Source organism: Parabacteroides faecis, from assembly GCF_014647375.1.
GTDB classification, from domain to species: domain Bacteria; phylum Bacteroidota; class Bacteroidia; order Bacteroidales; family Tannerellaceae; genus Parabacteroides; species Parabacteroides faecis.
Map to the genome: position 1 here is coordinate 111,782 of NZ_BMPB01000004.1, position 15,293 is coordinate 127,074.

Sequence of the window (15,293 nt, forward strand, 5' to 3'; positions counted from 1 at the left end):
TAGTATGAAGAAATATATTAAATCAATATTAACATCGAGGAAGCAGCTTATGCTGCTTCCCCTGATGCTCGTTTCAGGCGGTATCATGCAGGCACAGACAGCTGTTCCTGATACTATATATGTGAGTTTCAATGCCAATACACCGTTAGCGATGACCTATGGTCAGGAACTGGGAACGGTGGCAGGAGGTATTAGCGGGGCCAGTTTCAACTACTTCTATGTGAATGGAGATGGAAGTGTACATGGTAATATCGGAGAAGGAGTAACATTTAAAGCTCCGACGCAGGCTCTTGATGTCCTGAAGTTTTCAGCAACGCCAACAGTTAGCGGAGGGGAAACGCTGGGTTTTGTTGCGAATAATCTGACTGGTTATTTTCAATATGCAAATTCAAGCAATGTCGTGTTCTTCGTCAGTAACCGGGAAGGTACATTTACAAGTATGCCTCTTACGGTGAATCCCGCTGAGTTAAATATTGCGGCTAAGGATACCAGCCGTTTCTATGGAGATGAGAATCCGGTAACGCCCTGGTCTACCAAAGACTTTGTGTTCGACGGATTTGTAAATGGAGATACGGAAGCCATTTTCACCAATTCACAGGTGAATATGTTGCCGACTGTCTCTTATTCTGCTGCCGATAAAAGTTCGGCTCCCGGAACTTATGTGATCGAACTGACCGGTGGTCAGGCGGCCAACTATTCACTGAATTTGCTGGTTTGGTCTGATACCTGGCAGGAAGGCAGAGGTTTGCTGACTGTTAACAAAGCTCCTCTTACACTGGCTGTACCCGACAGTGTCCGTTTATACGATGACGCTAATATCGGAACTATTCCGGCTGGCGAACTTGTTATAACGGCTGGCGAGTTGAAGAATGAGCAGACTCTGGAAGGCTTGTTTGAAGGGGATAATCTGGCTGTCGTTCATACGGCTGTTTCAGCTGCGGTAAATAAACCTAAAAGCGATGTTGGTACATACAGCTATGAGCTGACGGAAGCTGCGACCACTCAGGTTACATGGAGATTGTCTAATTATGATATCCAGGCAATTGCTGCCGGAAAGTATGAAGTGAAGAAAGATACGATCACCATTACGGTCTTTGATGCGTATCAGGCAGTAACTATAGAGGCTAAATCTGTCAATGTCATGCAGAAAATCTATGGTGAAGCGAATCCGGACGGATACTTCTGGCTGAAAAAGAGAGCGGAGAAACCTGCTGCGACAGCTCCTTCCTATGCTTTCTCTAAAGTAGCTGAGGCGGTGAATTATATTTCTGCAACGGCTGAAGGCGATAAAGGTTTCAAGGTTGCTCCACTTGCCGGATATTATGATTACGAAGGTAAGAAAGCAACTGAAAAGACAGAGGTGAATCTGAAACGTGAAAAGCCGAATCAGAAAGAGGACAGCCTGTATGTTGCCAAAGTGGATAATATCGACAAGGTTTCTTCTCTGAACTATGCGTTCAAGACTGTCGACGGTTCATTCCTGATCAACCAGCGTCAACTGGCTATCTGGAAAGTGATTGTAGACCGCGTATACGGTGAAGCCGATAAGGACACGACCTGGACATTCGAACCGAACGATGCCGACAAGAAACGTGGTCTGGCTATCTTTGATGCCAAATATCAGACAACAAGTACTCCTGACGATATTATCGACTTTATGCCGAAAGTAGTCGTTAAGCCAGTTGCTGCCGATAACACCCTGCATGCAGGATCTTATAACGATACTTTGCAGATTAAGGTAGTTACGGAAGACAAGTCTGTTCAACCTCCGTTCGTGGCGAAAGATCGTAATTATAAGTTGCTTATGAATACATTGGTTCCGGGTACTAAAACGAACGACAGCGTTCGTCTGGAAGTGGCGAAAGCACCGCTGATCATCCGTCTGGATACGATCAAGAGAGCTTATGCTTCGGCCGATCCTGAATTTAACAAAGCAGAGGTTCAGAAAGAATTCATTTCTTATGAAGGTTTCAAACTGGACGAATCGGCGAACAATCTGGATTCAACGGCGACGGTAACTGTCGGTAACCGTATCAAGAACCTGGTTATCAATAACCGTCCGGAAGGTATCCTGCCGGTAGGCACATACGAACTGACGGGTATTACCGCTATTAATGAGGAAAATCCGAATTATGAAATTACAATTGTAGGAAAAGCCCGTTATCAGATTTATCCGGATAACAGCTATGTCATGGTTTGGACTCCGATACAGAACGAATTGATCGTAGGCGACCTTGTACGGTTGAATGCTGTAGTAAAACAGGGGACGACTGTAATTGCCGAAGGTTCTCAGATCACTTACGAATCTTCCAATCCGGCTCTGATCCAGGTTGAAAAGGTAGAAAGTATCTGGTATCTGCGTGCAAAAGACCTGACCGGTGACGAAGGTGTTACAATCACTGCCCGTTACAATGCAGAATCCGGACAGGAGGAAGCTCTGAAATCGGAAGTATTTAAAGTAGTACGTCTGAAGAACGAAGCTGATTACAATGTCGTTCTGGGCAATATGGTATTCGATTACGACGGTACGCCGAAAGCAGCCGATGTACAATTGACAGACCTGAAAGGTATCACGACATATAATCCGATCATTACTTACGACGGCGATCCTGATCTGCCGGTTGAAGCGGGTATCTATAACATCTCTATCTTTGTGAAACATAATGGTTCCGACCTGCTTGTCCGCAAGGAAAAGATGCAGATCAAACCGCGCGAAGTATATGTGAAGCCGAAAGATGCGTTGATCTCTTATGGTGAAGAGTTACCGGCAACATTCGAATATACTTATTCCGGATTTATCGGCAGCGACGATTTCAGGGCAGCAACTGCTCCTGTTGTAAAAGTCGCCGGTACGATTACCGGAGCCGGTAACTATACATTATATGTAGAAGGCGGTGATCCGGGTACAAACTATACAGTAGTAGGAGGTACGGGAACACTTACCGTTTCGAAAGCCATTCTGACAATCAAGGCGGGCACGGTCAATATCGTTTACGGTGATGAAATTCCTGAACTGACACCTGCATACGAAGGTTTTGTCGGTAGTGATAATCCGGATGTATTGAACTTCCTGTATACTGTGAAGACGAATGTGAAACCTGTCAATGCCGGTACTTACGACCTGATTATCGACTGTCTGAGTTCAGATGAAGATAATTATGCCGTTACTTTGGTGCCTGGAAAACTGACAATAGCCAAAGCGGCTGCCGGTCTTCAGTATTCTGTAGAATCGACAACTGTCATGGTAGGTGATTCTGTTCTGTTGTATGCAAGCTGCGAATCTCCGGCTAAGATTTCTTATGCTGCCGAATCGATCCAGATTGCAGGTTTGCGTGAACATGCGGAAGGTGTACATGTGATCGGTAAGAGTGAAGGCATAAGTAAGGTTTACATCACTATACCGGAGTCGACCAACCATTTGGCACATCGCGATTCTGTAATCTTCAATGTGAAACTAGGTTCAGTAGGTAATGAATCTATCACTTTGCAGGGTGTCGGCCTGTATCCTACGATCGTAGAGTATAATGCGACAGTTGTATCTGAAACTCCGGTGGAAGCGATCTATGTAGTCGATGCAGCCGGTAAGCTCCGGAAACTTATTAAGAATCCGGAACAGGTGATCGACCTGAGCCAGTTGCGTAGCGGTTATTATCTGGTACGTATCGTTTTGACAAATGGCGAAGCGAAGACGGTTCGGATCATAAAGAAGTAGTTTTGTATTGATGACATATGTCTTTTCACTGGCGAATGCAGATTCACCGGTAAAGAGATAATATAGATAAAAAGAGAAGCCTTCCGGATGAATATTCGGAGGGCTTTTATATATTTGTAGTATAAATCACTATAAAACAAAGTATTATGAGGAAAAATCTACTAAGGCTTTTATGTTGTATTTTGATTATTAACAGCTCTGCGTTTTGTTGCTATCTCAGTGCCCAATCCATTCCGAATGGTGATTTCTCTGCAGAGTGGGAGACTGGTTATAATGGAGTCGGTAAGCAGCCGGCCGGATGGAAAGCTTCGAATGTCAGTCAGATGGGGGTAAAGAAAGAATTGGTAACCCGTAGTTCTGATGGTTCTGTTCTGTTAACCAATCAGTTTGTCGGTTTGTTCGGGATGGGCTCGAATGCGCCGGCTTATATCTCTTTAGGTACTCCGTGGGTATATGCCAATATCTCGGATATCTCCAAAAGTGACGGAGGTACGACGGGAGGAATAGAATTTACCCATCGTCCGGATTCGATAGTCGGCGTGTTCAAACGTAAAGCAGTGTCGGAAGAGACTGCCTGGATTGTTCTTTATCTGTGGAAAGGAACAGTCGTATCTTCCAGTCCTGATGATAAAGAATTGATCGACAACGAGAAAGATGTGCTGGCGGAGAACGGTTCCGTTACCCTGATCGGTAAAGCCGAATATGAAATAAAAGGCGAACTGTCCGACTGGACACGTATTTCTGTGCCGATCGATTATTATTCTGATGAGATACCCGAAAAGATGAATATAACACTTTCGGGAGCAGATTACCGTAACCGTAGTAAGATAAAAGAGAATAACACCCTGTCGGTACAGCGTGTTGATCTGGTATATAAAGATCCGGTATCGACGGAAAAAATTAGTTTGCCTGCCGGTAGTCTGTCTATTGTGGATAATATCTTGTATTTGGACGGCAATTACAATAACCTGGCAGTCTACGCAATGGATGGAAAACTGGTCTTTCACTCTCGTTATCCGGGAGAAACAGTCTCCTTGTCATCTCTTTCTATGGGTGTCTATACCTTGAGAATCGAAGGAAGAGAGGGAGTGCAAACGATGAAGTTCCGGATTCGTTAAAAGATATTATTATTCGGTGTAGGGAGGATATTCTGGTCAGAATGGTGTATATTTGCCCCATATCCAACAAACACTTTAATTTATCAATTTGAAATGAAAAGACTGTGTATGGCTGTTATGGCAATGTGTTTATTGTTGTCATGCGGCGAAAAAAAAGAAGAGGCTACAATTTCCGGTTTAATGAAGTCTGATTTCGTATCGGAAGTGGAGGGAAAGCCTACCGCCTTGTATGTGTTGAAGAATAAAAATGGGGCAGAAGCTTGCGTTACTAACTACGGTGGACGACTGGTATCCGTAATGGTCCCTGATAAGAATGGCAAAATGACGGATGTCGTGCTGGGATATGACAATATCAACCAGTATGTGCAGTCGGACGGTAATTACGGAGCTTTGATCGGACGTTATGGAAACCGTATCAACCAGGCTAAATTCACGTTGGACGACACGGAATATACGTTGCCAAAGAATGACGGCATGCATTGCCTGCATGGTGGTCCTCAGGGATATCATGCCCGTATGTGGGATGCTAAACAGCTGAACGACCAGTCTTTGGAGCTGACTTATCTTTCGAAAGACGGCGAAGCCGGTTTCCCGGGAAATCTGAATATCAAAGTAACTTATACATTGACGGATGATAATGCTGTCGATATCAAATATGAAGCAACGACGGACAAGAAAACGGTTGTGAACCTGACAAACCATAGTTATTTCAATCTTTCCGGCGTTCCCGGTTCCAATGTGTTGGATCAGTTGGTTATGATCAATGCGGATAACTATACGCCGGTTGACAGCACCCTGATCCCTGTAGGTATCAGCCCTGTTGCTGAAACTCCGCTGGATCTGCGTACTCCGGTCGCTATCGGCAAGCAGATCAACGACCCGTTCCAGCAGCTACAGTTCGGTCATGGTTATGACCTGAACTGGGTACTGAATACAAACGGTGACAAGAATGTACTGGCAGCTAAGGCTTACTCTCCGACTAGCGGTATCGCTCTGGAAGTATATACCAACGAACCGGGTATCCAGTTTTATACCGGAAACTTTATGGATGGAAAAGATACCGGCAAGCACGGCGTGACTTATCCGCATCGCGGGGCTTTCTGTCTGGAGACACAGCATTACCCGGATACGCCTAATCATCCGGACTTCCCGAGTGTCGTTCTTAACCCGGGAGAAAAGTATACCAGCGAATGTATTTATAAATTTACTGTAGAATGATTCCGGTTGATTAACAACCGAGATCGCTATTTTGCTATAAAAGGAAGGCTACCTATTACAGGTGGCCTTTTTTTCTTGTTAATAATTCTTTGCAAAGAATATATATTATTGCTTTTAGCTATCTTTGTCCCGTTCAACAGATGAATGGCCCTTTGAGTTTCGGCTACTCATTTGCTGAGTGACATATAAGCGTTTAAGATATTATCTTTGGAACTGAAAATCGCCAAGTTTCTAGTCGAACGAAGATGATAGACAACTGAACGCTCACGCTTGTTATATATACTCCTGTATATACAATAGGGCGTGGGCTGTTGTCTTATTATTTGTTCGATGGGTGTTTGGCGATACCTCAGTTCCGAATAATGGATTAACAGTTCCCACGCTTCTTTATTATATAAAATGCCAAACAAGGGAAACAGGGCGGCTTGATCTACTATATGAATCCTAAAGAAAGAGAACGGATTGCTGTTTGCCGGGTTTTACTGGATATTGCAGAGGGAATGGATGGCTACACACCCGTATCTGATTGTCCGCATTTTCAACAGTTACAGAATAAGATCCTTTTGACGGAGCAGGATTTTGAGAAGGCACGGGAAACAGCTGTCCTGGAAAGCCTGGTTATTCTGAAAGGGGCACATTACAACGTCAAGATGATGCTGGCATTGACCGTGTGCGATCTGTATTCCGAATATATGGTTACTCCGCTTAACTGTCGTCTGGCTTTCGAAACATTGATGAGTGCTATAGACTGGCCCATCTCCTTTTCCGAAGTGTTGGCGAAAAGCAAAACGGAATAACGATACCTTTAGAACAGGTTATAGTTTGTTCTGAGTACTTTAAATTCTGTACGGCGGTTTATCTGGTCAGCCATTTCCTGTTGTTCGGGAGTCAGCGTCAGGATAAACTCTTCCGTCAGTATATCCCCCTCCTTCAGGAAGTCGAAGCTTTTAGCCATTTTCTTATTGATCACCTTCGGTACGCTTTCACCGTATCCTTTGGCTTCCAGACGTTCTTTGTCGATGCCTCCGGCAATCAGATAATCCACTACCGACTGGGCACGGCGTTGTGCCAGGCGTTCGTTATACTGGTCGCTGCCTTTGCGGTCGGTATGTGCTCCCAGCTCGATTGTCACGTTCGGGTTATCGTTCAACATCTTGATCATTTCATCCAGTGCCTTTTGCGATTCGGGGCGCAGGGTTGCCTTATCGAAATCGTAGAAGATATTTTCGATAACGACCGGTTTGCTGATCGGGGAGAGATAGAAGTCTACGATATAAGTCTCGTTCTTCTCTTCCGGTCCGGTTCTCAGTTCGAAATTCTGGTTGAGGTAACCGCGGGCACTAGCCATCATGACGTAACGGATATCGCGTTCCAGTTCCACCCGGTAAGTACCGTCTTTCTTCGCCAGAACCTTTTCGTTCAGACCGTCTTTACCGACAATACGGACCGTTGCATCCTCGATCGGATTTTCATCCACGTCGAAGACAATACCTTCGATAAATATAGTTATAATAGGAAGTTCGAACGAGTATAGGTGATCATAACCGCGTGCATCGTTACGGTTAGAACTGAAAAATCCTTTTTCCTTGTTCCCCTCGAAGGTAATACCAAAATCGTCTCCCATCGAGTTGATCGGTGCTTTCAGGTTCTCGACATGCCATTTGCCGGTGCTGTCCTGGGTCGCTTTGAAAAGGTCAAGGCCGCCCATCCCCGGATGTCCGTTAGAAGCAAAGTAGAGCGTGACGGAGTCGCGTACGTATGGGAACATCTCGTCGCCGGGAGTATTGATCTCCGGTCCCAGGTTTTCCATCGGACCGAAGTCATTGCCTACAAGACGGGAACGGAAAATATCTTTTCCTCCGAAACCTCCCACAGCATCGGATACATAATAAAGGTATTTCCCGTCAGGAGAAATGGCCGGATGACCTAAAGCTGTCACTGAGTCTTTCACAATACTGGCACGTGTCCCTTTACCCCATTTGGCGCTGCTGCGGGTAGATACGTAAATTTCAGAAGTACGCGGTCCCTCCGGGTCTTGTGCGCAATAGGTGTAATACATCGTGTTTCCGTCTTTTGAGAAAGAAGGAGTTCCTTCGTCAAATTCGGTATTCACTTCATCTTCCAGTTCGACAGGAGCAAGCCAGTTGCCTTGTTCATCTTGCTTGACCAGGAAAAAGTCGTTGTTCCTGATGCCGGTGATAGCACTGACCGTCTCATCCTTGTCTTTGTTTGCCCCTTTAGGTGTACGGGAAGAGGTGAAATAAAGCTGGTCGTATTTGTCGCCGTATAACATCGGGCTGAAGTCACCGCGGCGGGAATTGAATTTTTCCATCCGCTTAACGATGTAACGGCTCGGATTCTGTTTCCATTGCGGAGCCAGTTCGCTCCCTTTGATACCATTGAGGGCCAGTTTGCTTTCCGGGTTTCGTTGCAGGAAATCATTGTAGTAACGTATAGCTTCTGTATATCTGCCGGTTTTCTGGTACATCTGTCCCAGGCGCAGGCTTACGATGCTGTCGGGATATTCGTAACGCAATGCGTTCATATAAGCGCTGGTCGCTCTCGGTGTATTATTAATGAGACGGTTACATTCTGCCATCCGGTAAGCGATATACCCGCGTAAGTCTCTTTTCTGAGGAGATGTTTTCGTATAAACCTTCCGATAGATAGCTGCTGCCTCAAAGTATTCGCCGATCCGCTGCTTCTCTTCCGCATCGCTCAGCTTGGCTGATTTGCAGGAAAACAACAGTAAAGCGGTTAAAAACAGTAATATATAGGGAGTAATCTTCTTATTCATCACCGGATAATCTTTATACTATGTAATAACGAATGGATTGAAAGGATATTGCCTGAACCGTATATTCATTATTATAATAATAGCGAGCTATCCCCGTAACTCAAGAATCGGAAATCATGTCCCAACGCATAGTTATATATATTCATCCAATCCCCTTTCACGAAAGCTGAGATAAGTAGGAGCAAGGTGCTTTTGGGTTGGTGGAAGTTGGTCACGATGCCTTTTACAATCTTGAACTCATAGCCGGGGGCAATGATGATCTGGGTAGCCGTAATCAGGGTGTTCAATTGATGTTTATCCAGATAGTCGAGTATGTTCTGCAGGGCTTCTGCGGTTGTCAACCGGTTGTTGCTTTCCTCGTACGGCATCCATTGTTTGACGACCAACTCTTCGGAAGTCGCTTCCGGATTGGTGGCAAGTGTCGTACCGATATAATAAAGGCTTTCGAGCGTGCGGACGGAAGTTGTCCCTACGGCGATAATATGTCCTAGGTTCTGCATGACCCGTTCGATCGTGCTGCGGCGTACGGATATATATTCGGTATGCATTTCGTGCCCTTCGATCGTTTCGCTTTTGACCGGTTTGAATGTTCCGGCTCCGACATGCAGTGTCAACTCTTCACGGCCGAAACCTTTGGCATCCAGATCTGCCAGCACTTCCGGGGTAAAATGAAGCCCTGCCGTCGGTGCGGCAACCGAACCCTTGATTTTTGAATAAACAGTCTGATACGTCTTCAGGTCGCTCTCTTCTGTTTTCCGGTGCAGATAAGGAGGTATGGGAAGCTCGCCCGCAGCATCCAGTACTTCAGCAAAGCTGAAACCTCCGCTCCAGCTGAACCTGATCTGGTGTGTCTCTCCGTAGCTTTGTACTTTCTCGGCAGACAGTCTGACAGTCTGACCTGCAACGGTTATCTCGCGTGAAAGAACAGGCTCTTTCCATTTCTTCGCATTCCCGATCAGGCAAATCCAGTTACATGCTTCTGTTTCCTGAAAGATAAGTTCATAATCATGTGGCACAGCAGGATCAAGACAGAATACTTCGATCTGTGCTCCTGTCGCACGCTGAAATAATAACCGTGCCTGGATGACGCGGGTATTGTTGAATACCATCAGTGAACCTTCCGGCAGATAATCGGTAATATGCTTGAAAACGCTTTCGCCTACTTTTCCGTCCCGGTAAAGTAATAATTTGGATTCATCCCGTTTGGGCAGGGGAAACTTTGCTATTCGTTCATCAGGTAACGAATAGTTATAATCTTCGATACTTATCTGTTGAGTTTTTGTAACCATTGCTATCTCTGTTTTCGGATACGTTCTTATCGAACCGGCTGCAAAAGTACTACAAATGTGTGGGAAATGTATTACTTTTGTGTTCATAACACTAATAATAAAACGATGAATACTGTAAAAGTCGGAGATAAAGTCCGTTTCCTGAATACCACAGGAGGCGGAATCGTACGTAGTTTTAAAGGGAAGGATCAGGTACTGGTAGAGGATGAAGACGGTTTTGAAGTCCCCGCACTGATCCGCGAATGCGTAGTGGTAGGTGGAGAAAATGAAATGCAGGTACATAGCTCGAACCGTCCGAAATCACAACCGCAGGTCCAGGTTCAACAATCTGCCCCCAAACCACAGCCGAAGCCTGAAGAAGTGAAGATCGAGGAAACTGCCGAAGGAGAACGGATGAATATCTATCTGGCTTATCTTCCCCTCGAACCGACCAAGGTGATGCAGCAGAGCGGTTATGAAACTTACTTCATCAATGACAGTAACTACTATCTGCTCTTTAATTATATGAACCGCCATAACAATAGCTGGATCAGCCGCTATAATGGCCTGATAGAACCGAATACGAAAATCTTCCTGGAAGAGTTTGGCAAAGAAGATCTGAATGACCTTGAACGTATCTGCGTGCAGTTGATCGCTTTCAAGAAAGATAAGCCTTATTCCCTGAAGAATTCCATCTCTGTAGAGCTGCATCTTGATACGGTGAAGTTCTACAAGCAGCATTGTTTTATGGAAAATGACTTCTTCGAAGAAGATGCAATGGTTTATCCAATTGTCCGTAACGATGTTCCGGAGAGGGAACTGCTTGTTTCCGCTGCAGATTTAAAGGAAGCAATGTATCAGAAAGTCCAGGAAGAACGTCATGCGCCGCAGCCTATCGTAAAGAAGAAGTCTGACACTGCTGTGCTGGAAGTCGATCTGCATATAACTGAACTGCTGGATAATACAAATGGCCTGAGCAATGCGGATATGCTGACTTATCAGTTGGATAAGTTCCACGAAGTATTGGGTAAGTATGCCAATCATAAAGGACAGAAGATTGTCTTCATCCACGGAAAAGGTGACGGCGTGCTTCGTAAGGCGATAGAAAAAGAACTGAAAACAAGATACAAACAGTATTATTATCAGGATGCTTCTTTCCGTGAGTATGGCTTTGGTGCTACTATGGTTACTATCAAGTAAGATCAGCTCCTGATATATAACGGATAAGTGCCGGATAAGTTATGTTACCCTTGCAGGAAAGTTGTTGCCGACGCCCTCGACAGCTTTGCCGACGTCGTCGACAATTTTGCTGACGCTGTCGACAATATTGCCGACAGTGTCGGCAACAGTTTCCCTGCTGAAGAAAAACTGTTTTAAAAGGAGAGAGTCAAGAGAAAGTACGGAGTATTTTTAAGGAGGCTCCTTCTTCCGAAGCAATCAGGAAAGGGAGATATGGTAAATATTCGGATTTAGAAAGATTTGAGCCAATGTTGCAATAATAGAAAATATTGAACCCAAATGACAGGTTTTGTAGGGGCGGGGTTTACCCGCCCTATGCGACAATAATATAACAACCGATGGAGAAGGGCGGGCAGACCCCGCCCCTACCAACGACACTACATTCAATTCTGATAATAAATAAACTATGGCAACCGAAATAGAAAGAAAATTTATTGTTAAAGGGGACTTCTCTAAAGATGTCTATAGCTCTCAGCGGATTGTGCAGGGATATATCTGTTCCCAACCCGGTCGTACGGTACGTGTTCGTATCCGTGGCGATAAAGGGTATCTGACTATTAAAGGTCCGTCGGACGATAAAGGGTTGAGCCGTTATGAGTTCGAACAGGAAATACCATTGACGGATGCAGAGCAATTGTTGAAACTCTGTGAGCCGGGTGCCATAGATAAAGTACGTCATCTGATCCGTGCCGGACAACATACCTGGGAGGTCGATGTTTTTCACGGAGCCAACGAAGGACTGATCATGGCTGAAATAGAACTGGCCTCCGAAGACGAACCTTTCGAAAAACCGGAATGGATAGGAGAGGAAGTTAGTGGCGACCGCAGGTATTACAATTCGATGTTGACTAAAGAACCCTATACCGGGTGGGCGAAGAAACAATATTAATTTAAACAATAAAACACCATGAAGAAAATCTTATTATCTGTCCTGGCTGCCGCCTTATCGTTGCCTGCAATAGCGGACGAGGGTATGTGGTTGCTTCCGTTGCTCAAGCAACAGAAGTTTCCCGAAATGCAGGCACTGGGACTTAAATTGCAGGACTATGATATATATAGTCCTGATTCTGCATCCCTGAAAGATGCTGTCGTCATTTTTGGCGGAGGCTGTACGGGTGAAATCGTCTCGCCGGACGGTCTGCTGCTGACTAACCACCATTGCGGATATGGTCAGATCCAGCAGCACAGTACGCTGGAACATGATTACCTGACGGACGGTTTCTGGGCAGCTTCCCGCGACCAGGAATTACCGAATCCGGGCTTGACAGTCACGTTCATTGATAAAATAGAGGATGTCACCGATTATGTAAAGGCGGAACTGGCAAAAGATACCGATCCGAACAGCATGAATTTTCTCTCCCCAAAATACCTGAACGGACTGGCAAAAACCAGGGTCGGCGAGAAGTTCCTGCAGGATAACCCCGGGACGGATGTCGAGATCAAAGCATTCTACGGAGGTAACGTATATTATATGTTCACGAAGAAAATCTATTCGGATATCCGATTGGTAGGTGCTCCTCCTTCATCTGTAGGTAAGTTCGGTGCCGATACCGACAACTGGATGTGGCCGCGTCATACCGGAGACTTCTCTGTATTCCGTGTATATGCCGATGTTAACGGTAATCCGGCAGAGTATTCTGAGTCGAACGTCCCGTTGCGTCCGAAGCGCTGGTTTAAAATCTCTATCAAGGGCGTTGAGGAAGACGATTATGCGATGATGATGGGTTTCCCCGGCCGTACCAATAAATATTATACCTCCTGGGAAGTCGCAGAACGCCGTGATATCGACAATACGGTCCGTATCAATATCCGTAATCTCCGCCAGGAAGTCATGTTGGATGAAATGTTGAAAGACCCTTCTGTCCGTATTCAGTATGCTAGTAAATATGCCGGATCGACTAATGCCTATAAAAATGCGATCGGCAGTAACTGGGCGATTAAAAAGCGTAATTTCGAGCAGGTAAAGAAAGAGGAGCAAGACCTTTTGATTGCCTGGGCACAGAAGAATAACGAAGCAACCTATCCCGAAGCTTTGTCCACGTTGGAACAGATCGTTTCCGACCGTAAAGACCTGCGTTTTCGTAGCTGGATGTTGGATGAAGCGATCCTCCGCGGTATCGAGTTTACAAAGGTACCGGCGGAAGTACAATCCGTATGTAATGTCCTGAAAGGGAAAGACCGTAACGAACAGCAGAAGCAGATACGTTTGCTGGATATGTCTTATCACCGCTTTGCCGATAAAGACTATTCGCCGGAAGTAGACCGGAAGATAGCTAAGGTGATGTTGAAAGAATATCGCCGCCTGATACCAGCCAAGTCGCAACCAGCTTACTTTGCTTTGATCGATAAAAAATTCAAAGGTGATGTCGACCGCTTTGTCGATTATCTCTTCGAAAAGTCTATCTACGGAAGTGAAGAGAACTTTGAAAAGTTCAAAATACGTCCGTCTGTTAAGGTACTCGAGGAAGATCCCATGATTCTCTTTGCCAAATCGGTACAGGAAGAAAAGGCGAACCTGAATGCAGCATTGGCAGACTTTGACACCGGCTATGCCCTGGCACACCGGGAATATGTGAAAGGCCTGTTAGCCATGTATCAGGATAAAGCGAACTTTCCCGATGCCAATTTCTCCTTACGTCTGACTTACGGGCAAGTAAAAGGCTATCGTCCGAAGGATGCAGTCTATTATAACTGCCAGACCACTCTTGACGGTGTCATGGAAAAAGAGGATTCGACAAATTGGGAATTTGTTGTTCCGGGCCGTTTGAAGGCTTTGTATGAAGCTAAAGATTTCGGTCGTTATCAACTGGCTGACGGAAGAATGCCGGTAGCCTTCAGTGCGACGACACATACGACCGGAGGTAATTCGGGAAGCCCGGTATTGAATGCGAACGGAGAACTGATCGGTATTAATTTCGACCGTAACTGGGAAGGTGTAGGAGGCGATATCCAATATTTGCCCGATTATCAGCGCAGTATCATTGTGGATATCCGTTATGTCTTGTTCCTGATAGACAAATATGCCGGAGCAAGTTACCTGTTGGAGGAAATGGAACTGGTTGAATAGAAGGAAAGTAAACCTTTCTGGGTATAATAAAAAAAGCGAATGATCGATGATCACTCGCTTTTTTTATATTCTGAAATAATTAAAATATGCCTTTTTCCAGATCAGCCGCTTTAACGCGGAAAATATATCCGTTACGTGAGAATACTAATTCTCCGTCTTCTTTCTTTTTCTGGTTAACTAAGCGTTGAAAAGCTATATTGGCACCTTTTACTATATTCTCTTCAAATTCTCTTACTTCTTGTTCACTCATGATGTTCAAGTTTAGTGTAAATATCCGAATTATATATCTCTTTTTTATCCTTCCTGAATCCTTTGGCTATTACTTCCATCGGAGACATAGAATTGTCTGTTATCATCCAATAATCACTAATAGGGAGATATAGTTCAAACAAGTTGTGGATACCCGCCTCATATCTGCGACGGATTGTACTCTCCGGTATGTTATGACCACCGGCGGCCACTCTCATTTTTACCCGTTCCACTGCTAAATCCGGCGTATTCAACCAGAAATACAACAATGTAACATAATAACCTTCCCTTTGTGCTTCCCTGATCAGGTTTGCGACTGACCGGGTGGCGAGCGTAGTTTCCATTGCAAAAGTCTCACCGGCTGCGATGAGTTCCTTAATGCGTTTATACATAATACGGCTTGCTTCTACAGCTACGGCGATGCTATCTGCGTTAAAAGGGGAAAGCCCCTTGGCTATCTCGTCGGAGTTCACAAACTCTTTACACTTCAACATTTCCGGAAGAATTGTAAATGAAGCTGTGGTCTTCCCTGCTCCGTTGCAACCTGATATTATATATAAATATGGCACTATTTGCTGCTTTTTGACAGGGCAAATATAGATAATAGTTTTATATGTTGTACAAT

At 45.0% G+C, this 15,293-nt stretch carries 12 protein-coding genes; 8 read left to right on the top strand and 4 right to left on the bottom strand.

Features of this window, described 5'->3' with window-relative positions:
* Window positions 1–4 precede the first annotated feature (4 nt).
* From IEY67_RS06625 to IEY67_RS06640, 4 genes are all read left to right on the top strand, one after another.
* Window positions 5–3,712 carry an MBG domain-containing protein gene (locus IEY67_RS06625; protein ID WP_183668826.1) on the top strand — a complete coding sequence of 1,236 codons (3,708 nt, stop codon included), beginning with the start codon at window positions 5–7 and terminating at the stop codon, window positions 3,710–3,712.
* 146 nt (window positions 3,713–3,858) lie between these two features.
* Window positions 3,859–4,830 (top strand): T9SS type A sorting domain-containing protein, encoded by a 972-nt coding sequence (locus tag IEY67_RS06630; protein ID WP_183668828.1) that lies wholly within the window; start codon window positions 3,859–3,861, stop codon window positions 4,828–4,830.
* A 93-nt stretch (window positions 4,831–4,923) separates the two neighbouring features.
* A complete protein-coding gene (locus IEY67_RS06635) occupies window positions 4,924–6,048 on the top strand; it encodes an aldose epimerase family protein (protein WP_122373526.1) in 1,125 nt (374 codons plus the stop codon).
* A gap of 425 nt (window positions 6,049–6,473) precedes the next feature.
* On the top strand, window positions 6,474–6,845 hold the full coding sequence (locus IEY67_RS06640; protein WP_229800978.1) for a hypothetical protein: 372 nt from the start codon (window positions 6,474–6,476) through the stop codon (window positions 6,843–6,845).
* Between the two features lie 8 nt (window positions 6,846–6,853).
* Here the strand turns inward: IEY67_RS06640 and porE are convergent, their stop codons facing one another.
* Entirely contained in the window at window positions 6,854–8,845 is a 1,992-nt protein-coding gene (gene porE, locus IEY67_RS06645) for a PorE family type IX secretion system protein (RefSeq protein WP_183668830.1), read from the bottom strand.
* 71 nt (window positions 8,846–8,916) lie between these two features.
* Entirely contained in the window at window positions 8,917–10,134 is a 1,218-nt protein-coding gene (locus IEY67_RS06650; protein ID WP_183668832.1) for an S-adenosylmethionine:tRNA ribosyltransferase-isomerase, read from the bottom strand.
* Window positions 10,135–10,239: 105 nt separating this feature from the next.
* On the opposite strand from IEY67_RS06650, the gene IEY67_RS06655 reads away from it, so the two are divergent.
* The 4 genes from IEY67_RS06655 to IEY67_RS06670 all read left to right on the top strand — a co-directional run bounded on the left by IEY67_RS06655 (window position 10,240) and on the right by IEY67_RS06670 (window position 14,419).
* Complete coding sequence (locus IEY67_RS06655; RefSeq protein WP_183668834.1) at window positions 10,240–11,313, top strand: DUF2027 domain-containing protein; 1,074 nt, start codon at window positions 10,240–10,242, stop codon at window positions 11,311–11,313.
* 27 nt (window positions 11,314–11,340) lie between these two features.
* On the top strand, window positions 11,341–11,490 hold the full coding sequence (locus IEY67_RS06660) for a hypothetical protein (protein ID WP_183668836.1): 150 nt from the start codon (window positions 11,341–11,343) through the stop codon (window positions 11,488–11,490).
* A 268-nt stretch (window positions 11,491–11,758) separates the two neighbouring features.
* Window positions 11,759–12,241 carry a CYTH domain-containing protein gene (locus IEY67_RS06665; RefSeq protein WP_122373522.1) on the top strand — a complete coding sequence of 161 codons (483 nt, stop codon included), beginning with the start codon at window positions 11,759–11,761 and terminating at the stop codon, window positions 12,239–12,241.
* A gap of 18 nt (window positions 12,242–12,259) precedes the next feature.
* Window positions 12,260–14,419, top strand: coding sequence for a S46 family peptidase (locus IEY67_RS06670; protein WP_183668838.1), 2,160 nt, complete (start codon window positions 12,260–12,262; stop codon window positions 14,417–14,419).
* A 79-nt stretch (window positions 14,420–14,498) separates the two neighbouring features.
* Here the strand turns inward: IEY67_RS06670 and IEY67_RS06675 are convergent, their stop codons facing one another.
* Both IEY67_RS06675 and IEY67_RS06680 read right to left on the bottom strand, forming a co-directional pair.
* Window positions 14,499–14,669 carry a DUF8506 family protein gene (locus IEY67_RS06675; protein ID WP_165359785.1) on the bottom strand — a complete coding sequence of 57 codons (171 nt, stop codon included), beginning with the start codon at window positions 14,667–14,669 and terminating at the stop codon, window positions 14,499–14,501.
* Window positions 14,662–15,237 carry an ATPase gene (locus tag IEY67_RS06680; RefSeq protein ID WP_122354831.1) on the bottom strand — a complete coding sequence of 192 codons (576 nt, stop codon included), beginning with the start codon at window positions 15,235–15,237 and terminating at the stop codon, window positions 14,662–14,664. Before IEY67_RS06680 ends, IEY67_RS06675 begins: the two co-directional genes overlap by 8 nt.
* Window positions 15,238–15,293 lie beyond the last annotated feature (56 nt).